At 45.4% G+C, this 21,768-nt stretch carries 18 protein-coding genes and 1 pseudogene; 5 read left to right on the top strand and 14 right to left on the bottom strand.

Features of this window, described 5'->3' with window-relative positions; translation table 11 throughout:
- The first annotated feature begins 438 nt into the window (after positions 1–438).
- Positions 439–1,872 (top strand): hypothetical protein, encoded by a 1,434-nt coding sequence (locus ACQ4M5_RS40330; RefSeq protein ID WP_430681433.1) that lies wholly within the window; start codon positions 439–441, stop codon positions 1,870–1,872.
- Positions 1,873–1,930: 58 nt separating this feature from the next.
- Here ACQ4M5_RS40330 and rfbD read toward each other — a convergent pair whose 3' ends face one another.
- The 8 genes from rfbD to ACQ4M5_RS40290 all read right to left on the bottom strand — a co-directional run bounded on the left by rfbD (position 1,931) and on the right by ACQ4M5_RS40290 (position 8,885).
- Positions 1,931–2,839, bottom strand: a complete 909-nt coding sequence (rfbD, locus tag ACQ4M5_RS40325) for a dTDP-4-dehydrorhamnose reductase (protein WP_430681432.1) — start codon at positions 2,837–2,839, stop codon at positions 1,931–1,933.
- Positions 2,821–3,384 carry a dTDP-4-dehydrorhamnose 3,5-epimerase gene (gene rfbC, locus ACQ4M5_RS40320; RefSeq protein WP_430681431.1) on the bottom strand — a complete coding sequence of 188 codons (564 nt, stop codon included), beginning with the start codon at positions 3,382–3,384 and terminating at the stop codon, positions 2,821–2,823. The genes rfbD and rfbC overlap by 19 nt, the downstream gene beginning before the upstream one ends.
- 73 nt (positions 3,385–3,457) lie before the next feature.
- The gene (locus ACQ4M5_RS40315; protein WP_430681430.1) at positions 3,458–4,696 is read right to left on the bottom strand and encodes a glycosyltransferase; all 1,239 of its coding nucleotides are present in this window, start codon (positions 4,694–4,696) and stop codon (positions 3,458–3,460) included.
- Positions 4,639–5,223: a D-glycero-beta-D-manno-heptose 1,7-bisphosphate 7-phosphatase gene (gmhB, locus tag ACQ4M5_RS40310; protein WP_430681429.1), complete on the bottom strand. Its 585-nt coding sequence runs from the start codon at positions 5,221–5,223 to the stop codon at positions 4,639–4,641. Before gmhB ends, ACQ4M5_RS40315 begins: the two co-directional genes overlap by 58 nt.
- Positions 5,220–5,912 carry a nucleotidyltransferase family protein gene (locus tag ACQ4M5_RS40305; protein WP_430681428.1) on the bottom strand — a complete coding sequence of 231 codons (693 nt, stop codon included), beginning with the start codon at positions 5,910–5,912 and terminating at the stop codon, positions 5,220–5,222. Before ACQ4M5_RS40305 ends, gmhB begins: the two co-directional genes overlap by 4 nt.
- A gap of 43 nt (positions 5,913–5,955) precedes the next feature.
- Positions 5,956–6,570 carry a D-sedoheptulose-7-phosphate isomerase gene (locus tag ACQ4M5_RS40300; protein ID WP_430681427.1) on the bottom strand — a complete coding sequence of 205 codons (615 nt, stop codon included), beginning with the start codon at positions 6,568–6,570 and terminating at the stop codon, positions 5,956–5,958.
- Positions 6,571–6,647: 77 nt separating this feature from the next.
- Positions 6,648–7,673: a hypothetical protein gene (locus ACQ4M5_RS40295; RefSeq protein WP_430681426.1), complete on the bottom strand. Its 1,026-nt coding sequence runs from the start codon at positions 7,671–7,673 to the stop codon at positions 6,648–6,650.
- A gap of 30 nt (positions 7,674–7,703) precedes the next feature.
- Positions 7,704–8,885 (bottom strand): DUF1972 domain-containing protein, encoded by a 1,182-nt coding sequence (locus ACQ4M5_RS40290; protein ID WP_430681425.1) that lies wholly within the window; start codon positions 8,883–8,885, stop codon positions 7,704–7,706.
- An 824-nt stretch (positions 8,886–9,709) separates the two neighbouring features.
- Here ACQ4M5_RS40290 and ACQ4M5_RS40285 point away from each other — a divergent pair.
- From ACQ4M5_RS40285 to rfbA, 3 genes are all read left to right on the top strand, one after another.
- Positions 9,710–10,345, top strand: coding sequence for a sugar transferase (locus ACQ4M5_RS40285; protein ID WP_430681424.1), 636 nt, complete (start codon positions 9,710–9,712; stop codon positions 10,343–10,345).
- 76 nt (positions 10,346–10,421) lie between these two features.
- Complete coding sequence (rfbB, locus tag ACQ4M5_RS40280; RefSeq protein WP_430681423.1) at positions 10,422–11,504, top strand: dTDP-glucose 4,6-dehydratase; 1,083 nt, start codon at positions 10,422–10,424, stop codon at positions 11,502–11,504.
- Between the two features lie 51 nt (positions 11,505–11,555).
- On the top strand, positions 11,556–12,503 hold the full coding sequence (gene rfbA / locus ACQ4M5_RS40275; protein WP_430681422.1) for a glucose-1-phosphate thymidylyltransferase RfbA: 948 nt from the start codon (positions 11,556–11,558) through the stop codon (positions 12,501–12,503).
- Between the two features lie 4 nt (positions 12,504–12,507).
- On the opposite strand, the gene ACQ4M5_RS40270 is transcribed toward rfbA, so the two are convergent.
- The 6 genes from ACQ4M5_RS40270 to ACQ4M5_RS40245 all read right to left on the bottom strand — a co-directional run bounded on the left by ACQ4M5_RS40270 (position 12,508) and on the right by ACQ4M5_RS40245 (position 21,076).
- Positions 12,508–14,076 carry a hypothetical protein gene (locus ACQ4M5_RS40270; protein ID WP_430681421.1) on the bottom strand — a complete coding sequence of 523 codons (1,569 nt, stop codon included), beginning with the start codon at positions 14,074–14,076 and terminating at the stop codon, positions 12,508–12,510.
- Positions 14,077–14,094: 18 nt separating this feature from the next.
- On the bottom strand, positions 14,095–15,552 hold the full coding sequence (locus ACQ4M5_RS40265; RefSeq protein WP_430681420.1) for a hypothetical protein: 1,458 nt from the start codon (positions 15,550–15,552) through the stop codon (positions 14,095–14,097).
- Positions 15,553–15,611: 59 nt separating this feature from the next.
- Positions 15,612–16,589, bottom strand: a complete 978-nt coding sequence (locus ACQ4M5_RS40260; RefSeq protein WP_430681419.1) for a glycosyltransferase family 2 protein — start codon at positions 16,587–16,589, stop codon at positions 15,612–15,614.
- Positions 16,590–16,638: 49 nt separating this feature from the next.
- Positions 16,639–17,985 carry a flippase gene (locus ACQ4M5_RS40255; RefSeq protein ID WP_430681418.1) on the bottom strand — a complete coding sequence of 449 codons (1,347 nt, stop codon included), beginning with the start codon at positions 17,983–17,985 and terminating at the stop codon, positions 16,639–16,641.
- 76 nt (positions 17,986–18,061) lie between these two features.
- Complete coding sequence (locus ACQ4M5_RS40250; RefSeq protein ID WP_430681417.1) at positions 18,062–19,495, bottom strand: hypothetical protein; 1,434 nt, start codon at positions 19,493–19,495, stop codon at positions 18,062–18,064.
- Between the two features lie 366 nt (positions 19,496–19,861).
- Positions 19,862–21,076 (bottom strand): polysaccharide biosynthesis/export family protein, encoded by a 1,215-nt coding sequence (locus tag ACQ4M5_RS40245; RefSeq protein WP_430681416.1) that lies wholly within the window; start codon positions 21,074–21,076, stop codon positions 19,862–19,864.
- A gap of 336 nt (positions 21,077–21,412) precedes the next feature.
- Between ACQ4M5_RS40245 and ACQ4M5_RS40240 the strand changes: the two are divergent.
- Positions 21,413–21,768 (top strand): annotated as a pseudogene (locus tag ACQ4M5_RS40240) (IS21 family transposase); the annotation flags it as partial.

Here is a 21,768-nt window from a genome sequence, read left to right as displayed (position 1 = left end):
CACGATAGTCTTATGATAGCATATTCATCATAAGATGCGTTGAGAGTCTTTCTGCATTGATATCCTAGAGATTGGCGCTACCGCGCCGTCGCTATCCATCCCCACCGCATGGCGGATGGGATATTCCGCGAAGAGAGATAAACTGTTTGAGATCAGCTTGCATCGGTTGGTGAGGTCATTGTTCTTGCCTCAGTCTTCCCAGCTTTCATATCTCAGGTAGGATTGCTATATTACAGTTGCAGATAGTCCAAATGAGCAATTTCTAGGCTTATTTTGGCACTCTAATCCCAAAAAATCCTGAAGATTGGGACAATGAAACAACGCTTTCAGAACCTGAAAAGATATCTAGAACTGTAATACTAAGACAGTAGGACTCTAGTTATGAAACGACTTTTTTGTCTCTTATGCCTAGCATCTTTTCTTCTCATCACAGTGACCATGGATCAGCCTGTTTTTGTTGATGCTAAAGATAACTTGCTGCTGCTGCCTCAAAAATCACGATCGATCTATCCAGACTTCATCGGGTACAACGGAGATACTCATCTACTGTGGAAAGGAAATCCGTGGGACGATGCTAAATTATTGCAAACCTTTACCACCCTCAGTCCTGGAACAATTCGGTATCCGGACGGCTCTCCTGCAAACTATTGGGACTGGAAAGTTGGGCATCTTGACACGACGCTAGACACTCGTAAATTCATGGTTCCCTGGTGGATGGGCAATCTATTTGAGTTGAAGGATAAAGCGTATACCGTCGAGAATTTGCACAAAGCCGCGATCGCAGCAAAAGCCTCGGTTGTTTTCAATCTCAACGTGGTGACAGACAATGAAGGAGTCGGTGCTGGTAGACCCGAATATCAGATCAAGATGCTGAAATACTGGCAGAATCTGGGAATGCCGTTAAAGTATGTAGAGCTTGGAAATGAACTCTCTGCGAAGTGGCAGGAAAGTTTGATTGCTGAGCCGGATGATTATAAAAATCAAGCGGGATATACCGCAAAATACAACACTTCCAAGGCTTACATCTCAGACATGAAATGGTGGATTAGTGAACTTCGCAAGAATTTGCAAGGGAACTATAAAGTTGCGCTGGTTGGTGCTGCTTCTCCTCCGTATCAGCAGTATCGACGAGAAAAAGAGTGGAATCTTGATTTAGACGCAAGCTTGGATCAGCTTTTCGGTTCAGACAAGGCAAATGCACTGACACTGCATCATTACTACGACACCAGTGCCAATTCTCCTGGAGCAGTCTCGACCGATGATTTTATTACTAAAGGCTTGGATGGTTGGTACTACACCCTGAACGATACGTTTCTCAAGCATTTCAAAAACCCGAACTTTAGAAAGAACGTTGAGCTGTGGATTACCGAATACAACATCGACGGGAGCGGTGAAGGCAAATGGTATGACACTTGGAACCAGGCTTTATACATCGCTGCTTTTCTCAATGAGCAATTGCGGAATGAACAAGTCACGCTGACCAACTTTCACGGCTTGTATAAAGGTCAGTTCGGCGCACTGAAAGAAGATTTATCCCTGTCACAGCCTGGACGAGTGTTGCAACTATTTGGGCAAGCGATGAAAGGGATGACTGCTGCTGTTTACTACGGACCCAAATCCTCGAAGGAAACGATGCTGAATCAAAAATATCAGGGTGTGTTCGCTTGGTTGTTTAGCAACGCGACTGAGCGATCGATGCTTCTGTTCAATTTGACCCAGAACGAGCAAACAATCTCGATCTCTCAGCCGCCCTTTAGAAGAAATGTAACCGTTAACACGATCACTGAAAAAGGCAAGGTTTCTAGCAAGATTCCTCGCAGGCTGCACCAAGTTAAACTTCCAGCTCGGTCGATCGGGCTACTGGTTGCATGATTGGATTTCCTCGAATGCCCTTGCGAATAGAATTCGGTGGGCATTCGCAGGAAGTCTATTAACGATCGTTCCACTCTGATAACACCAGTTCTAAAGCTTGATGCCAGTTTGGTAGCTGAAGATTAAACGTTTGAGAAATTTTAGTCAGATCAAGCGAGGAGTAAAGGGGTCTTTTGGCGGGAGTTGGATACTCCTCGGATGAAATCGGGAGCACTGCTTTGATCGCTTGTTGCTCGAAGCTTTTGGTTAGCTCAAAGATTGTTTTTGCAAACTCGTACCAACTGGCTTGTCCAGTTGATGTCAGATGGTAGATGCCTTGATAGTCATTGAGAAAACGAGTTGGATCTGGCTTTGCTTGAGCTACAATTTGAGCCGTGACTTCAGCGATCGTGCGGCTCCAAGTTGGTGCGCCAATTTGATCTGCGACAATCTTCAATTCTTGGCGTTCCTGAGCCAGCTTCAGCATCGTTCGCAGAAAATTTTTACCCCGCAACCCGTAAACCCAACTGGTTCTAAAAATCAAATAAGGGACCTCGATCGTTGCAAGCGCCTGCTCGCCCGCGAGCTTTGTTTTACCGTAGACATTGAGCGGATTTGGTCGAGCTGCTTCACCATAAGGTGCTGTTTGCGTCCCGTCGAATACATAATCCGTCGAGTAATGAATCACGCCAGCATTCAACCGCTTTGCTTCTTCAGCAATAATCTGGAGTGCTTTTCCGTTCACGGTCATAGCTAACTCTGGCTCTGTCTCTGCTTTGTCAACTGCGGTATAAGCGGCAGCATTTACAATCAGCGTGGGTTGAACTTCACGTATGACTTCACGGATACGATCGCTCTTAGTGAGATTCATCGATCGATATCCCTTTGAAGCATGGCTCACACAAACAAGCTCGGCAAGCGTGCTGAGTGTTCGTTGAAGCTCCCAGCCAACTTGTCCGGTTGCACCGATTAGTAGGATCTTGACCATGCAAATACCTCAGCTTCTCTTAGCTTTTTGCCAGATTGATCCTTACTTGACAGGATCGGCGGATCTCCATCCAGTGCCCAGTCGATCGCAATTTCAGGGTCATCCCACAACAAACAGCGCTCATCCGATGGAGAATAAAAATCCGTTGTCTTGTAGACGACTTCGGCAAACTCTGATAGCACTAAAAATCCATGTGCAAATCCGGGCGGAACCCAGATCTGCTGTTTGTTCTCAGCACTGAGCCGAACGCCGACCCACTCTCCGAAAAATGCTGAATCTTTGCGAAGATCAACCGCAACATCAAAAATTTCGCCAATCACAGCTCTGACTAACTTTCCTTGGGTCTGCTTGATTTGATAATGCAATCCGCGTAGAACATGGCGAGCCGATCGAGAATGATTGTCCTGCACAAAGCGATCGTGAATTCCCGCCTGTTTTAACAATTCTACTTCGTTATAACTTTCGTAGAAAAATCCTCGTTCATCTCCAAATACACGAGGTTCGAGAATCAATACGTCTGGAATTTTAGTTGGGATGACATTCATTGTTCTAGTGCCAACACTAAATTACCTGGTAAACAATCGTTGAGCGGTAGCAAAATTCGGACTGCGATCGAGATCAGCAACCCGACATTGAAGCAATCAGTTCGGTGTAAGTTGTGGCTGCCTTTGCATACGTGTAGAGAGAAGTAGACGGTGCGCGATCGCGCTGCTCCTTGGCTTCAAGCTCACGCAAAACTTTAACGGCTGCACTTTGCAACTCCTCTGGATCAATTGGAATCACCGCATCACCACCAGATTCCTGTGTCGCTACATTATTTTTGCTGACGATGACACGGCGATCGAAAGAAGCAGCCTCAGCTACTGGACTGCCAAATCCTTCATGCTCTGATAAAAACACAACGGCTGTTGCATGCTGATACCAAGCTGCTAATTCTCGATCGTCCATGTAGCCCTGATAGTGCACCCAGGGAATGGTCTCGATCGACTGTAAAAACTGTTCTCCAGCTTGCTGAGTGGTCGCGTTCATGCCGCCTGCAAGATGTAATTCCCAGGGCTGTTGGGTCTGCTCTCTTAAAGCCTTCACCAGTGCAACCGCTTCTGGTAATCGCTTCCCAACCGGATCGATTCGACCGACGGACAAGAGAAACGGGGTTGTTGGCGCATCGATTAGTGCTGGAATGAGTCCTGCTAACGGTGAATCAACTCCGTTTGGAATCGTTTTAACTTTCTCCCAAAGTCGAGACCCAGAACGAAAATGAAGCAAATCCGCTTCGGTTGCTTTGCTGACTAAAATAATCTTGTCAGCAAACCGAATCGAAGACTCTAAATAGATCAGAGAGCGCAAGCTCGTTTTCAAGCGAGACCCATATTTATCTTTTGCTTTCCACTCGTTCACATCATGAATCACAGCAATCGATCGAGGATGCCAAGGCAAAATGACTGGATTAGAAAGCCAAACTACTGTGTCGATTTTTTCTGTGTCGATCTTTTCCTGGCTGCAATACTGAGAGAAGTGAGTACACATCCAAAGGTAGCGCTTCATTGGAGAATCATCGAGCGCGGGCAGAATTTGCACGATCGATTCTAGCTTTTGCAAAGCTGGCGTGTTGTTAAACGCATTCGGCGAGCTAATGATTTTGACATCAATCCCGCGATCGTTTAATTGTTGCACCAGCGGCGGAACTAATCGATCGATATAAACCCCAATCCCCATTTTGGGTCCTAAGTAGTGAGCAACTAAAGCAATCGTCATAATGTTCAAAGGTGAATGAAATTCGATCGGGTCGTAGCAGAGAATTAGTGTCCCGCTAAGGTTGATTGCTTTCCGAACGACATCAATGGCTGTGACACCCATTGGGGTAGGTCGCGAATAGAATCAATCACTGCATTGGCTTGCGTGTTCAGTTCATCGATCGGATGACCCGATCGCACTAGAACATTCAAACCGACTTGGGCTGCTAATCCAGCTTGAATATCGCTTTCTTTGTCTCCAACTAAAATCGATTGTTCCAAATCAATTCCCCAATCGCGCTGTGCTCGAAGCAGCATTCCTGGATGAGGTTTTCTGTCTTGACAGGCTTGACGATATTGACCGATGCCGTGTGTTGGATGATTTGGGCAATAGTAAGTTTGAGCGATTTCAATTCCTCGATCGAGAAATTGCTGAATCATCCAGGTGTTCAATGTGTGAAACTCTGCTTCTGAGTAGTAGCCACGAGCAATTCCTGCCTGATTCGTAATCACAATTAGCAAGTAATTCTGTCTTTGAAAGAAAGCACAAGTTTCAAAAACGCCATCGATAAACTGAAAGTCTTCGATGCGGTAGACATAACCATTTTCCTGATTAATCACACCATCTCGATCTAAGAACAATGCCTTCATGCTCGGACTCCTATTTCCCTTTGCGCTTTCTGATAATCTTCAGGAATTCCGATATCAACAAAGTATTCACTGCACGAAAAGCCATGCACCCGAATTTGATCAAGATAGCGCTGTAGAAAATCAGTTTCAAAAGAGAACTTGCTTGGCAAATTAAACCGCTCGAAGAGTGTCCGATTGATTAAGTACACTCCACCGTTGATGTTGCCTTGAATACAGTGCTGCTTTTCTTCAAATCGAACAATCTGTGTGTTTGAAAGCACAACATTTCCATACCGATCGAAGTTCAACATCGGCTTGAGCGCCAGTGTCAGATCTGCTTGATGATCTAGATGAAAGCTGAGCATCCGATTGAGGGGAATTTCAAACAGCGTATCCCCGTTCACGACTAAAACCGGATCTGCTTGAGTGTGCTGCAATGCCTGTCGAATTGCTCCTCCTGTTCCTAATAAATCATGTTCGATCGAGTACGTGAGCTTACAAGAAGAATAGCAATCACCAAAATAAGATTGAATCGCTTCGTACTTGTATCCCACGGATAAAATGACTCGATCGACCCCTTGTTTCACTAAGTAAGTTAGTAGCACAGCTAAGAATGGCTCAGAACCCATCGGAGCCATCGGCTTAGGGAGTCCATTTGTGATAGTTCTAAGGCGAGTTCCAAGTCCACCTGCGAGAATAATAGCTTCCATCAAGTTCAAGAGTATAAAAATCTAACAAGGCAGCCCCCTGACGCTAAACCAATTCGTGAAGAAGACGCGCTTCACCAAACAAAGCTTCCTCGACCACTGAGCAAATAATGTGAATAATCAAAATGTGACATTCCTGAATTCGAGCTGTGTTAGAAGATGGCACTCGAATGCAGTAATCACACAGTTCAGCCAGCCTGTTGCCTGCCATCCCGGTTAGACCTACGGAAATAACTCCTTTTTCTTTGCAAGCCTCAACCGCCCTCACAATGTTGAGAGATTTTCCCGATGTTGAAATTCCGATAAAAAGATCGCCTAGAACACCATTTGCCTGGACTTGGCGACTAAAAATGCGATCGTATCCATAATCGTTCCCGATCGCCGTTAGCATTGAAGTATTTCCGGTAAGTGCGATCGAGGGAATGCCAGGTCGATCGAAATTAAATCGACCGGATAGTTCCGCTGCCATATGTTGAGCATCACTAGCACTGCCGCCATTGCCAGCTATCAAGGTTTTGTTGCCTCTTCCGTAAACTTCAATACATTTCTGAGCGACTTGGTGAATGGTAGAGACTGTTGCAAAATCCTCTAACAGCTTTTGCTTAACCTTATAAGATTCACGAATCTCGTTCTGGATCGAGTCAAGGACTAAATTGCTCATGATTGAAGTACCGATAGAGTTAGAAGCTGGACTGTATGTTTTTATAAAGACATGCCAAAAGAAGGCGTTGCTCAGCACTAAACCACCCAAGATTGAGCACCGCGTTCAGTGAAATGAAAATTTGTAATTCTTCCTTCTAAATTGTTGAGTGCTCTGATCACGTTCATTTTTTGTTCTGGATGCGTCATGAACACAATGAAACCACCCCCGCCTGCACCTGATACTTTTCCAGAATAAGCTCCGCTACACATTGCAATCTCGTAAGCGTGTTCGATCTGTCCGCTAGTAATACCTCGCGCCATTTTTTTCTTTGCTTCCCACGATCGCCCTAAAATTTTGGCAATGTCTTTCATGCTGCCTTTGAGAACGGCTTCTTTCATCAGCACAGCATCTTGTCTGATCTGATGGGTTGCTTCTAGCGCTTCAGCATCCCCGACTTTCACGTTTTTGATTTGTTCATCAATGATTGTTGCAGACTCCCGTGAAACTTCTGTGTAATAAAGTAAGAGCGAGCTTTCTAGCTCATTAATCATCCAATCTTTGATTCTCAGCGGATTGACAATCACCCGTTCATCGCCGTGAAATTCAATAAAATTAAAGCCGCCGAATGTTGCAGCATAGGTATCTTGTCTACCTCCACTTAGCCCTAAATCTAACCGCTCAATCTCGTAAGCAAGGCGAGCCACTTCATATTCACCTAAGGGAAGCTTCAGCCACTCGACGTAAGCTGTAACCATTGCCACCACCATCGTGGAGGATGATCCCAGCCCAGAACCTGCTGGAGCATCAGAGTAAGTGGTTAGCTTCAGCGCGAGAGGCACATTCTGATTGAACTGCTTTACGATTCGGTTGTAGACTGCTTTATGCAAATCTAACCTGCCGTTAAATTCCAAGACAGGCTGAAGATCAAACATATCGGCTTCTTGGCGATCGGCAGCGACAAAAACGACTTTATCTTCTAAACCTATCTCGATCGTGCAGTAGGCATACAGATCGATGGTGACATTCAAAACCTGTCCACCATACTGATTGCAATACGGAGAGACATCAGAACCCCCGCCTGCAATGCCTAACCTCAATGGCGCTCTTGAACGAACAATCATAAAAACACTCCTGCTTCGCTTTCTTCTGAGCTACTTCTCGATCGAGGATTGGACAACTTCCGGTAATTGATCGGCTTTGTCTGGCAACTGCTCGGATGGCGATCGCACCGCATACTGCGTCAACAAAGCTTCGTAAGCTTTCAAATCTCGCTGTTCTGAAAACTCTTCCCAATAGCGAACAAGACTTGCCTGCCTCATTCGTTGTAACTCTTCTGAATCGTCTAACAATCGATCGAACTGAGTAGAACAATCAGAAATATGGTTAAAGTAGTGCGCTCCTGGTCCAGCAACCCAGCGTGTAAACGGATTATTGTGAGCTAAAACGGCTGATCCCGCCGCCAATGCTTCGACTAATGACGGATTTGTTCCACCCACTGCATGACCATGAACGTATAAACGCGCATAGTATCTTAAAGCTGCAACAGAAGCTTTATCGTAGATTGCTCCCAGAAAAACAACTTCCTCGCCTGCTGCTTTAACCACTTGCTGATGATACGGGAATTTTTTAGGACGGTAGTTGCCCAGTATGACTAACTTGTAGCCGCGTGGGTGACTAGAAAAAGCAGAAACAATCTCTAAAATATGGTTCTCTGGTTCAGGACGAGCAATGATTAATACATACTCATTTGGCACCAGATTGTAGGGTTTGAGCAGGGCTGCATCAGCTTCCTCAACCGGATCTTCACAATAGGGGATGACAGTAATCTTTTGCTTTGCTACACGAGAAGAAAGATGTTCCTTAATTGCAGGATGATCGGCAATCAGATGGGTGCCAATCCAACAGCCTAACCACTCGTTCATATAAAGCCAAAGTTTCTCAGGCAACTTCCATTTTTGCCTGCGCCACTCCATGCCATCCATGTTGATGAGGTTTGCAACCCTGCTAACCCAATATACAAGCCCAAATATGGCTGTATTGTAGCCGAGAGTTAACACGAGCTTGCTCTCACGAGCCGCATGTGCGACTGCTTTCCAATCAAATAGAACAGAGGCTAAAGCACCAGAGTCAGAGCTAGGAACTTGAATCAAACGAATCCCATTCCAGTATTCTTCGCTGATCTGCTGGACCGTGTCAGACTGGCAATACACAGTAACAAGCCAACCTTTTTCTGTTAGGTAAAGCGCTAGGCGTTCAGCAAAAGTTTCAAAGCCGCCGTAATTTCCAGGTATTCCCCGGCAACCCAAAATCGATAATGTTTTGTCAATTTCCATACGTTTCTACCACCTCATATCGGTGCTGAAGCGAAAATTAATTGAGAAGAAATTCTTTGCAAAAGCTAGTGATTGCAACAGTTTTACCGGCACAATTGCAAACACTTTCTAAAACAAAATGACCACAAAGTCATAGAATCATGACTTAACAAACGGGTGAAAAGCTATTAGTAATTTGAGCGAATTTACTGCTCACGAAACTCATCGACGGTGATACTCCCGATCACACTAACTGTCTGAAAAAAATTCGTCAAGGCACTTTTTTATTTTTAAAGTTTCTATGAAGTCTAATTCAATTTAAAGAATCTGTTGAAATACTTTCAAGGAGACAGTGTTCCAAGTTATTGACAGAAAAAAGGAAGTATCTACTGAATTAATCAGTATTGAGTTCAGACCTTTCGGACATTTAAATTTCTTCAATTCATCGGTATATCTGTCTAATTAACTTGCCAGAACGCCTTCTGTATGCGAGTTTAGCGCTCTTTAAAGTTGATGTACAAAGCTATACCGAATGAAGAAATTATTATCATTTGAAAAAGGGTTTATCGAATTACAGTTTTCCTGATTTTAGCCACATTTGTTATTTTTTTGAATGTACCAAAACACGCTTACCCTAGATTAAAGATTGTTGTTTCAAAACGAACATGATGGGCGTATATTTCGTTGAATTTCTGTTTTATCAATCCGTTATTAAGGATAGTGAGTTTGATTTGCTACAGATTGAAAAACGATCACAGTGATATTTCACGAAAGAAACCTGAGTGTTTCTTTCAAGCGAGAATTATAAATTCAAACACGTTCTAAATACAGGTAACTACTGTTCTATGAAATTTTTGCAAGCACAATCTGAATTTCATCCTTCAGCCAAATCCATTACAAAACGCTGGATTGATTTGGTCGGAAGCTTGGTTGGTTTAGCATTTTTGGCGATCGCTTTCTTACCAATTGCCAGCATGATTAAACTGGATAGTTCTGGGTCGATCTTGTATAAGCAACAACGCTGTGGATTAGGAGGATGCTGCTTTACACTCTACAAATTTCGCACCATGATTGAGAATGCTGATCAGCTAAAGCACACGATTCAGAATGAAGCTAAAGGAGCAATTTTCAAGAATCGCAATGATCCGCGCATCACTCGTGTTGGAAGGTTTTTACGCAGGACGAGCTTAGATGAACTTCCTCAATTTTGGAATGTTCTCCGGGGTGAAATGAGCTTAGTCGGAACCCGTCCCCCAACACCCGACGAAGTTGCTCAGTATAATGAGCGCCACTGGCATCGATTAATGGTCAAACCTGGGATCACTGGGATGTGGCAGGTTAATGGTCGATCGACGATCGAAAGTTTCGAGGAAATTGTCGATTTAGATTTGAAGTACCAAGCGGCTTGGACTCCTCTGTATGATCTCGTGTTGATCTGGAGAACCGTAACGGTATTACTTCTCCAGAAAGGAGCTTATTAGTTGGGAATCTTAAGCTCGAATCGCTTAGGTTAAGCGCAGTAGGACAATTGTTGATATTTAATCGAATACTAGAATCATGCAAACATTTCTTGTCACTGGCGGCACTGGTTTTATTGGCTCAAACTTTGTGTTGAAAGCACGAACGCAACAATGGGCAAATATCGTCAACCTCGACAAACTCACTTATGCCAGCAACCCACAGACTCTTTCGCAACTCCAGCAAGATCACGGGTATACTTTTGTGCGAGGCGATATCGCTGATTCTAATCTGCTACAACGCTTACTGAATCAATATCAACCGAGTGCCATTATTAACTTTGCTGCCGAGAGCCACGTCGATCGCTCGATTCTCAATCCTCAGGCATTCATCGATACGAACATTATTGGCACCTTTCAGTTGCTGCAAGCGAGTAAAGCTTACTGGGAACAACTCTCGATCGAACAACGCCATCAGTTCCGCTTTCTACATGTTTCCACCGATGAAGTCTTCGGCTCTCTTAGCCCCACTGCTCCCGCTTTTCGAGAAGACACTACCTATGCTCCAAATAGTCCTTATGCTGCTTCAAAAGCTGGATCTGATCATCTCGTTCGTGCTTATCATCACACCTATGGTCTTCCTACACTTACAACGAATTGTTCTAACAACTACGGTCCTCGCCAGTTTCCTGAAAAGCTAATCCCGCTCATAATCCTCAATGCCCTCGACAGCAAGCCTTTACCAATTTACGGAGACGGAAAAAACATTCGAGATTGGCTTTATGTCGAAGACCATTGTGATGCAATTTACCAAGTATTACAGCAAAGTCAGATTGGAGAAACCTACACGATCGGTGGCAACAATGAACAATCAAACTTAGCAGTCGTGGATCAAATTTGTACTTCACTCGATCGACTCGCTCCAAAACCGAATTTTCAGCACGCTTCCCTGATCACCTTTGTTAAGGATCGACTTGGACACGATCGACGATATGCGATCGATTGCAGCAAAATTAAGCGCGACTTGGGCTGGGAACCCAAAGAAAGCTTTGAGAGTGGGTTGTTAAAAACGATTCAGTGGTACCTCGATAATCCGATCTGGATCGAGCAAGTACAGTCAGGAGCTTACCAATCGTGGATCGACCAAAATTACGCAAATCGCGACCTTACACTGTCTCACTAAACACTTGAACAATCAACTTGAACAATCAACTTGAACAATCGAGGAACAACGATGAAAGGAATCATTCTCGCAGGTGGATCTGGAACTCGTCTTTATCCGCTCACTCATGTTGTAAGCAAGCAACTCATGCCCGTTTACGACAAACCGATGATCTACTACCCACTGTCTACACTGATGTTGGCAGGAATTCGAGAAATTTTGATTATCTGTTCTTCAGAACACCTCGCTCTATTTCAACAACTGTTACGAGATGGAAGCCAGTGGGGACTTCAGATCAGCTACACCGTGCAACCCCGCCCTGAAGGTTTAGCTCAAGCATTTATTCTCGGTGAAGCATTCATCGATCATCAGCCAGTTTGTCTACTGCTCGGAGATAACTTATTTTATGGACATGGCTTGGTCGAGGTTCTACAGCGTTCTGCCCAACTTCATGCAGGAGCACTGATCTTTGGCTACCGGGTCGCAGAGCCTCAACACTATGGCGTTGTGGAATTTGATGCTGATGGACGAGTAGTTAGCTTAGAAGAAAAACCAAGTCATCCGAAATCAAACTATGCCGTACCAGGAATCTATTTTTACGATGGTCGCGTTGCGGAATTCGCGGCTCAACTGAGTCCTTCTGCCCGCAATGAATTTGAAATCACCGACCTCAATCGCTTGTACCTCGATCGAGAACAACTGCACGTCGAACTGCTAGGACGTGGCTATGCTTGGCTAGATACGGGCACACACGAATCCTTGCATCAAGCTTCTAGTTTCATTCAGACTCTAGAGCAGCGACAAGGCTTCAAAATTGCTTGCATCGAAGAAATTGCTTATCGTCAAGGCTATATTGACCCTGAACAACTGTATGCGCTGGCAAAGCCGTTAGCAAAAAACAGCTACGGGCAATATCTTATGGATCTTTTGAACGGTGAGACTACCCTAGATTTGGAGTTGTCTCACTTGAATGCGAGTTCTTCAAAATTACGAGTGAAGCCATCTGTAGCAGTGCGATGAGCGATCATTTCAAGTTCAATGTGAAAATTGAAACTTTTGCATGACCAAGACGATCGACTTCTCCGATCGGTAACTCATACAGTCGGGATAATGGATTGTCATTCACGTCTCTCGCGTCGATCACCTGGATGGGAATGCGACTTGAAGGGAGCCAGGTTGAGCTGTCTAAATTTCCCCAGTAGCCTAAAAGGATAATCTGCTGTCGATCGAGTTTGATTCCTTTATCAGCAAGATAATTGGTGATTGCACCAAAGGCATGACTATTGTAGGAGTCAAGTCCAATAAACGTGCATCTCGATTGAGCCATGATTAAGGAGGATGAAATCGTTTCGGCATCAGCATCAGCTAAATAAACTATCTTTTCACGAACTTCAGGTTTAAGTTGGTCGATCGTGTTTGAATTGATATTGGAATTCGGGTCAATCAACGCAATAAAAGCTTTTTTTCCGAGCTGACTCGTTTCATCGATCGACTGTTCGATCAGTCGTCTGGTTTTTTCAAAGTCGAATCTTTTGCAGGGATGCGAAGAAACATCACCGATGATCAATAAAGCATGAGTGCTGTTGTTTGAATCGTATCCTCGCTTATCCAGAAAAATTTTGCTTCGCTCGATCGCATCTGCATCGATTCTGAATCGAGGGACTAAGTATTGATTGTTTCTCGTTAAGCCGTCTGCACTTAAGCGAAGCGATAACTGTGCTTGAAGATACGCTAAAACAAGATTTGCACCGTTACGGATAACTTCTTCTGCGATCGCAGTCTTTGCCAGTTGATCCACAGCATTCCAATCGAAGAACCCAATCAACGTTTTGATCGTTGAATCAGCACTCATGACTGCTTCAAGACCCGCAAGCGAGTCGCTCGTTTTTGAACCGTAATTTGATGGTGCAATTACAACATCGTGATCGATTAAATATTGCTTAAATATCTCTTGCGATTTCTGAAGCAGATCATTGTTGTAATAGGCATCACGTTCGATCAAAGCAATTTCAACTTTCTTAGCATTGAGTAGCTCTGGCTCGATGACGCGGCTTAATATCTCAGGCTTGATGCCACCAAAACCGTCGTCAGTGACGATCGTAATTTTCTGATGCGCTTTGCCTAACTCGTTAAATGCGGCAGCAGCAATCACTGTGTCACCCAAAGCGAACTGATCCCCAAACCAGGGAATTAAAATCCGACTATTTGGAGAAACATTTGCAGTTGCAGCTTTCCGAATGTTTGGAAAGTTACAGTAGCTGGCATTAATCGCAGTCACATACGGATACAACAGTCGGACAATAACATTCACGATCGCTGAAGCATCACTCACTCCAACGGTTCGATCGGTCGTAAGGATATAGATAGGACCCGGATTCGCGGAGTTTAACTCTAAAGAAATTAGCTCAGAATTGGACAGTTTAGAGGCGAACTGAACGATCGGATTGAGGATTTTTTTCGAGAGCTTGAGCAAATTAATGCTAATCGGGATCAAAGGCAGATGAGCACCGTTCAGCGGAACACCGATGATCGTCCGACTCCGAGCAACGGCTTCAATCGTTTCGATCGCGGCTCTCACCTGATTTACCGTCATACTCAACCTTCAATTCGCTCAATCCTCTTCTGAAGACCCAGCATTTAAACTGCCTACCCCATTATTCTCTCGCATCGATCGACCTTGACTGTAACACATGCTAATCATTAAACCCGCCAGCAGCCAAAAATAGAAACTAAACGGTCTCAACTTAAACAGTCGCTCACTGAACGAGTAAAAAAAGCTCACGCTGGTAATCGTACAAAACATCACACCCAGCGATCGTTCGGCTCGACTTGAAGCCACTCGAATCAGCCACCGAGAAGCACGATAAAGCCGAAACAAGATTAACCAGTACAAAATCACACCCACGATGCCAAAATACGCCATCACCGCGAACCAATACGGGTCTTCAAACGCATCAATATCACGCTCTAGCTTAGCGATATCGTCCGAGTGAGTTAGGATAGCTTTCATTCCTTGGATCACAGCATTCGGCTCCGGTCCAAATCCAAACCAGCGACCCGATGAAACGATCGCATTTGAAATATTGACAACAAACCATCCCCGCGAAGCGCTCAGATTATGCTGCCAATACTCCTCAGAGAAGATCGCACCAAAGTAAGAGGTTAGATCAAGTCGGCTCGTTCCTTCCTCAGCTTGAGAAACATTGCCAGATGTGATCGTTGGCAAAATGAACACAACAGGTACGGCGACGACTGCAATTACCCAGATGAGCTTTGCAACACTCCTTCGCTTGCCCAAAAAATACAGCACCACTATGGGAATTAACGCAGCGACTAACAGTGCAATTCGCTTTTTTGAAGCAAACACGCCAAGATACAGAATCAACAAGCTAACCGCATCTTTGAGGGTTGGAATCAGCGTGTCTGAAACTGTCCACATTTGCGCTGAATGCACAGCAATAATAATCAGCAAAAAACCAGATAAAAGCGCACTATCAAAAAACGTGCCACAGCTTGCACCCTTCAAATCTGCTTTATCACAGTTCCCGGCTGCGATCGCAATCTTGATTCTCGAAGGAATGGCAATCTGAATCGTTGCCAATCCAGCCTGAATTAACCCAATCACTTTTAGGTTTCTCAGAATTGCTCCAAGCTGCTGTGTCGAAATGTCGATGTTAGCTAACGTATAGTAAATCGCGAGATATCGCCAGTTAAAGCGCAACTCAGTGATACTGCCAAAGATCGAAGCTTGATTAATCACCACTGAAATCGCACTTGCGACGAAGAATCCGACCACTAAAATGTCGATCGGGGTCTTTCTCAATGCTCTTCCCGTCGCCACACGGTAATATAACGTTCTGGCTAAGGTGATGTAGATGATGATTTCAGGAATAAACCGAATTCCAGTGCGGACGGCACTTGGTACAGGCAACCAAGCCACAATAAAATCTTCAAGCGGAATGTAAAAGGCGATCGCAGAAATCAGCCATAGTGGAAGCTGCCCAGTTCTGCTTGCGGTTTGATAAGACTGAGTGACTTTAGCGGCAGTGCCGAGAATGACTGAAAGCATAGATTGCTCTGTTGAAACTGAATAAAACGTACAACTGATAATTAAGCGCGATCGCGTTTCTACGAAGACGACGACAATCGATGCGAATATTCACGCTTCCAGGGACGACTTTGATAAACCGCCATCAGAAAGATTCTCAGCTTGCTCAAAAAGGAACATTCAGATAGATAAATCTCGATCAACTCTAGAAAGGCTTCTCGCTGTTGCGGTCGAGTTTTACGAGCGAGTTCTGCTTTCCAAAATCGACTCAATCCTCTTGAAAAAACTCGATCGGCAAAATTTGCGGCTTCAGGAAATTTGTGCTTTGTAAAACGGGCTGCCATCATTTCCTTACCATCTAACTTTGGTTGATAATATCTACCGCTAGTTGGATTAGCGCCGTGAATGCCTTGGAGAGTCAGCGGCTCGTTGAGATAGTATCCGGGTGCAGCCGCCACCGCACTATGTCTTAAAAACGCATCATCTTCATCGCCGATCAAGCCTAAAACCTCAGGAATTGGCATGATTTGCTCAAGCAGCGATCGCTTAAAGCACAGCGCTGAGGTAGACGGGATGTAAAACGGCAATCGTCCTCGGCGCAAGTCGGATCGGAAGTCGCAGTACGCGGAATAGTCTTGCTCTAAGCCTGGAAAAGCGCGAGTGGTCGCTAAAACTTCGCCAGATTGCTTCACTACAAGCTTCAGGGCATGAAAACACCAGTGAGAACTAGGATGCTCCTGAAATACTCGAACAATCCGTTCTGCTTTGGTTGCCATCGATACATCATCAGCATCCACGAAGCAAACGATATCACCCTGACTCGCAGCGAAACCTGCGTTAAACGAAGAAGCTTGTCCCCCATTTTGCTTGAGTACTGCAACAATTCGATCGCCGTAGTTCGCGATGATCTCGCGCGAATGGTCAGTAGAACCATCGTCTACCACCACCACTTCAACGTTCGAGTAAGATTGATGCAACGCACTATCGATCGCTTCGCTTAGAAAGCGTCCATAGTTGTAATTAGGAATAATAATGCTAACCAAAGGATTGTTCTTCATTAGAAATAAGCTCTCAACTGCTGAACAACTTCAAACGACCATGCAAAAATCACCAGGGACTGGAATGAATCCCCAGCTTTTTGCTCACCCAAACGATGTTTGTAATATTTCCGCAAAGAATACTAGCACTTGTTGCTAATGCCGCACCTTCAATTCCCCATAACGGAATTAAATATGTGTTTAACACAATATTTAGTCCACCACCCACGGCTACGCTGATCAACGTATAGCGTTCATATCCAGTCATATTTAACAACGGTCCAGCCAACCCTGTCACTGAAGCAGCAACCTGCCCTAAACACAAAATGGTTAAAGCACGCTGACCTTGAGTAAAAGCAGCACCAAATAACATTAAATACCAATGACCAAATACAATCAGTGGAAGTGCGATCGCTAAAGAAGCGAGGAATACACCCCCCGTACTTCGAGTTACTAGACTCTGAAGCTCCTGACGTTTGCCTTGTGTGTAAAGTGATGCCTGCACCGGAGCTAGTACATTCACCACTGCCATCAATGCAAAAACAATTAAGTTCGCACCTCGGCTGACAGGCACGTATACCCCAGCAGCTTCTACACCACGCAGAGCACCGAGCATCAAAATATCAACCTGAGCATTGAGCGCATAAAGCCCTTCTAAAAAGATGAACGGCAGGGCACTGTGTATCCATGCCTTAATTTGGTAGCTTCGCTTTGCGGTTTTGGCTTCGACGGGTAAGACTCGATTTAGCATCATTACACCCATTCCCAACGTCACCAATGCAGACACACCGTAAAAAATCATCACCCAGGTTGCGGTCAACTGCTGCGGCAACAAAAGATAAAATCCACCGACCAATACAATTAAGAGAATCGGTGCAAACAGCAACTCTGGAACAAGGCTGAGCGTCACTCGACTGAATCCCTTGATCGCACCACGAGTCAGATTCCGTAGTGCCACGATCGGCAAAGTAACCATTGCAGCACAAAAGGCTGAAAACATTTGATTGTTTCCAGCAATTCCAATCTTCCAGGCGATCGCGATCGCGACGAGTGCTAAAGCGATCGACAAAAACAACACCACTTGATTTGCATAACGCAGCATTCCACGAACCGATCCCCAAGCTGACTGAGCTGAGTAAGTCGCAATTTCGCGAACGATCAAATTATCAAATCCGACATTCGCAATCAAACCTAGGGTCAGCGTCCAGGTCAAAGCATAGTTATAGATGCCAAACCCTAACACTCCAAGTACACGAGCAAGCAACACACCTGTAATAAACGTCAAACCTGTGTAAGTAATTCGCAGCAAGAACACGCCAGCCGCTCCTTTAAACAGGCGGAGTTTTCGGCTCTCCTGTGAATTCTTGAGCAACACCTGCTTACAGAGTTGCCGAATGTAGCGGACAGCAATACCCATAGACAGACTCAGCGATAAAACTTACACCGGGTAGCGCACAGATACGGCAGTAAAAATTTCAAGTACTGCCCTATCATTACGATCGCGCATCAAACAAAACAGACTCAGCTTTCGGACGACGCTTTTCATACCAAGCGAGCAACAATCCTGTTGTCACCAGGACTGTTCCAGCGACACCTCCCAGCAAAGCAAGCTGTAAATTCGGCGAAGTCGCTTCTCGTGGCAAATTAGGTTGAGCCACCAGTCGCATTGGTGGATAAATCGAATCAATATTGCGTTGTCCATCGACCTTCGCGAGACTGCTGGTAAAGATGGCTTCTGAAATTTGAATATCACGTCGAATGCTATCGGTCACGATCGATTCTTGCGATAGGGTTTGCAGCCGCGCTTTTAAACCTTGAATTTGACGATCCAACTCCTGAAGGGTTGCAGCCGTTTCTTGCTGCTTCGCGCGGCTCGTTGTCATATCAGGAAAAAGGACCTTTCGAGTCTCAGCAACCCCCGGATCAACCCCCGCAGGAGCCATTTGAACGAGTTCGTTTAGTGTGACAGACCGCCCTAACACGAGTGAGCCGCGCTGTTGTAAAGCTGCCGCGGCACCCGTTGCCGCCGATTTTTTCTCCAAAACTACCGGATGTTCAGGACCGAGCTGAGCTGCGACATTTTGATACTCAGCCGTAAGCCGACCATACTCGACAAATTGCTGTTTATAAACTTCGTCTGCCGTCAGTGCGTAAGCGGCACCCGCCTGCTGCGAAGATACCTTTGCATCCCGTCCAAGCTGCTGAAGTCGATTCCTTAACCCTTGATCTTGGCTGGCTAACTCGGCTTTCTGACGATAGAGATCTTCTAGATTGGTAGAAAGCTGCTTGATTTGATCGGGAGCTTGGAGGAGCGATCGACTTTGATATTGCGATAGTTTCCGCTTCGCTTCATCCAATCGCCGACTTGCATCCTGAAGTGTTTGCTGCGTTTCTTTAGCATCTTCTGCAAGCTGCGCCTCCCTTAATCGGTTGACTTGACCTCTCATTGTTTCATAAAGCACCTGTGCTTTTTGTTGCGCTTGCTCAGGCGTTTTTCCGCGCATCTCGAAGGCAATCACGGCACTTTCCTTATCTATATTCACTACCGGCTTCCCGAAATCATTCACTGGTATGTCCAGGGATTTAGCAGCGGTTTCGATTAATGCTGGATTTGTCGCTAGGTAGCTATAGGCACTTCTTGGATCTTGAAAGATCCAAGGTCGCTCAGAGAAAGGATTCGGGGCAGTTCGTCCACGCTCAGGTAAAGTCACATCAATTCCAGGGTTAGATCCAACCACAACCACACCCCATTGGCTTGTGTAGCTTCGAGGAGCAGCCTTCAGATATAGAAAAGCCAAAGCCCAAACTGCCGTATTAAGTAGAACGCCCCACAGCAAATATCTAGGTTTGCTGGTACCCGTCTTTTTCTGACGAATTGATAAAGGTGACGACGAGCTAGATTCTGGTGTAATAGGAAGATTTGACATGGGTTAAACCTGAGTTATCTCTAACCATCTGTACTAGACTCAAAAGAATGCCGCCCATCGCATCGAAAGATTCAGCTTTCGAGAACTGATCACCGTAACCTTAACACCTGTAATCGGTATTTCTATCACAAAATTCGGAATTCGTTAGTTGTTCAATTGTTTGGTTTAATAGATACCACAGAAGCTAAGTACAGCCAGCAATTCTGAAGCGATGAATTAAGTTGCATTGGCGCGCGAAACAAAGCGATTAGCCGCTTTCAACCAGACTAAATTCTCCAGAACGAAACAAGCTGATGATGCTACTTATACTTCATACAATCTTCATAAAAAGCAGCGCACAGCTTTTGACTGCAATGCGCTACTACATTAACGAAACAAGCTACGAACAAATCCAAGTGGAGTGAAGAGATTGCTCAAGATATTGAGAACACTTCCAATGTTCGTTACGGTCGAATCATAGCAGGCAATTCCATCACGCGGCATCAGATAGGGATCATCAGTCTTGGCTGGATTTGATTGTCTGATTAAACTTTCGACCGATCGCTGAGTTGCAACGGCTTGTTGAGTCCGAGTATCTGCACGGACCAACACGGCTCTTCGTCTTGCATTCGTTGAAGAAGTTCCCCCAATACACTGGGCTGCAATCAGTGCTTGTGAAAGGCGAGTGCCATACTCAACATCATTTAAAGGTCTGGAACTACCAGGACTTGTGAGATTTGAAACATACAAAGGAATGCGATCGGGAGTGATCGGAGTTGGACGAACAAGCTCAGGCTGAAAGCGTTTAGCATCAGGAACAACAATTTGATCTCCGGCAATCAGTGGCACATCGTTGATCGGTTGGTCGCTTAAGATACCCGATAAATCGATCGTTCTCGTTTGCCCGTTACGCACAAGTTGAACTTGTCTGAGATCGGCATTGGGTCGAACACCACCCGCAGTCTTTAATGCTGCCGTTAGGTATCGAGTAAGCGAGTACCCACCTGGAACGACTGGCGAGTTAGGCGGTGGAATTGTACCATCCGGGTTGGGTGGAGGAGGAGTGGCGGAAGCGGTTGAACCTGAAGCTTGATTGAGCAGAATTCGACCTGGATTAAATGCTGCACCGAGTACGGTCACTTGAATTGGCGCAAGTTCTATCACCTGAACACTGACCCGAAGTAATTCTGGTCGAAATAGCCGTCTCTGAAGCAATACACCACTTAATCGCTGTTCGACCTGTTGTGGTCCTAGTCCGACCACAGGCAAGGTGCCAACCAGAGGCAGATTAATCGAGCCATCAAAACTGACCACATAGTTTCCGTTAAAAGGGTCACCCCCGATCCCAGGAATGTAAAGTCTAACGCGATCGCCGGGTGACAAGGGCAATTGAATGGTTGAGGATTGAGATTCGATTTGCGGAGGTTGTAGAGGTTGCGGAGGTTGTAGAGGTTGCGGAGGTTGCGGTGGTCTCGAAGTACCATTAGCTGGATTCGCAGGTGTCAATACTGGTAAAGGTGCGCTGCTTGCAAAACTAGAGGTTGCAGAGACAGCGCCGAAGCTGAGGGTAGCCACGGAGATAACTTGAAGCAATTTAGCCATGTCGATCGTCCTGGTGTCAATGAATACTGCGAGACGAAAGTGAAAAACTGACCAATTTTTTCGATGCTTTAGCAAAGATGATGCACTTTAAGGGCATTGTCAACTTACCTCAGAAAGAAGCGAGAGTATGGAGCGACAATTGTATTGGCTCAACCGACAATTGCATTGCCCATCCTAAATTTTCAAACTTAGAGATCACCTTCTCATTTGGAAACCGGATCAGTGAGCTTCGCTGCACCGAAGGTGTTCGCACCGTTCAACACAGTGATTCTGATCAAACGAGACCCTCAAAGAAAAGACACTAGGATACGTCCCAACTGCAAATCGAGACTCCTAGTGCCTGCATCAATAAAATATCAACAGGTTCAACTGTACATGAACGCGAAGGAAAAGGGGCAATCCCAACACACCTCGGCAGCCAAAGCTGGAATTTCACGACGCACGGCAAGCCGCATTGACAATGGCACCCATCGACCGAAACGGGGAAGACCGCTCTTATTGGAAAACCCGCCCCTGTCCACTCGATGGGCATTGGGAAGCGACTCTGCTCCCAATGTTAGAGCGCGAACCGCGCCTTACGCCCATCACGTTGTTTGAAGCACTGCAAGAGTTATATCCCGGACAGTATGACGACAAGGTCAGAACTGTGGAACGACGGGTGAAAGACTGGAAGGCTCAACACGGGCAACCGA

Origin of the sequence: Leptolyngbya sp. AN10 (assembly GCF_050565645.1) — a bacterium.
Taxonomy (GTDB): Bacteria; Cyanobacteriota; Cyanobacteriia; order Leptolyngbyales; family Leptolyngbyaceae; genus Leptolyngbya.
Note: the sequence above shows the minus strand (reverse complement) of the source record. Positions and strands in the feature narration are given on the sequence as shown.

Coding starts and splice junctions, on each gene's coding strand:
- ACQ4M5_RS40330 (WP_430681433.1), top strand. CDS start 439: ATGGATCAGCCTGTTTTTGTTGATGCTAAAGATAACTTGCTGCTGCTG.
- rfbD (WP_430681432.1), bottom strand. CDS start 2,839: ATGGTCAAGATCCTACTAATCGGTGCAACCGGACAAGTTGGCTGGGAG.
- rfbC (WP_430681431.1), bottom strand. CDS start 3,384: ATGAATGTCATCCCAACTAAAATTCCAGACGTATTGATTCTCGAACCT.
- ACQ4M5_RS40315 (WP_430681430.1), bottom strand. CDS start 4,696: ATGGGTGTCACAGCCATTGATGTCGTTCGGAAAGCAATCAACCTTAGC.
- gmhB (WP_430681429.1), bottom strand. CDS start 5,223: ATGAAGGCATTGTTCTTAGATCGAGATGGTGTGATTAATCAGGAAAAT.
- ACQ4M5_RS40305 (WP_430681428.1), bottom strand. CDS start 5,912: ATGGAAGCTATTATTCTCGCAGGTGGACTTGGAACTCGCCTTAGAACT.
- ACQ4M5_RS40300 (WP_430681427.1), bottom strand. CDS start 6,570: ATGAGCAATTTAGTCCTTGACTCGATCCAGAACGAGATTCGTGAATCT.
- ACQ4M5_RS40295 (WP_430681426.1), bottom strand. CDS start 7,673: ATGATTGTTCGTTCAAGAGCGCCATTGAGGTTAGGCATTGCAGGCGGG.
- ACQ4M5_RS40290 (WP_430681425.1), bottom strand. CDS start 8,885: ATGGAAATTGACAAAACATTATCGATTTTGGGTTGCCGGGGAATACCT.
- ACQ4M5_RS40285 (WP_430681424.1), top strand. CDS start 9,710: ATGAAATTTTTGCAAGCACAATCTGAATTTCATCCTTCAGCCAAATCC.
- rfbB (WP_430681423.1), top strand. CDS start 10,422: ATGCAAACATTTCTTGTCACTGGCGGCACTGGTTTTATTGGCTCAAAC.
- rfbA (WP_430681422.1), top strand. CDS start 11,556: ATGAAAGGAATCATTCTCGCAGGTGGATCTGGAACTCGTCTTTATCCG.
- ACQ4M5_RS40270 (WP_430681421.1), bottom strand. CDS start 14,076: ATGACGGTAAATCAGGTGAGAGCCGCGATCGAAACGATTGAAGCCGTT.
- ACQ4M5_RS40265 (WP_430681420.1), bottom strand. CDS start 15,552: ATGCTTTCAGTCATTCTCGGCACTGCCGCTAAAGTCACTCAGTCTTAT.
- ACQ4M5_RS40260 (WP_430681419.1), bottom strand. CDS start 16,589: ATGAAGAACAATCCTTTGGTTAGCATTATTATTCCTAATTACAACTAT.
- ACQ4M5_RS40255 (WP_430681418.1), bottom strand. CDS start 17,985: ATGGGTATTGCTGTCCGCTACATTCGGCAACTCTGTAAGCAGGTGTTG.
- ACQ4M5_RS40250 (WP_430681417.1), bottom strand. CDS start 19,495: ATGTCAAATCTTCCTATTACACCAGAATCTAGCTCGTCGTCACCTTTA.
- ACQ4M5_RS40245 (WP_430681416.1), bottom strand. CDS start 21,076: ATGGCTAAATTGCTTCAAGTTATCTCCGTGGCTACCCTCAGCTTCGGC.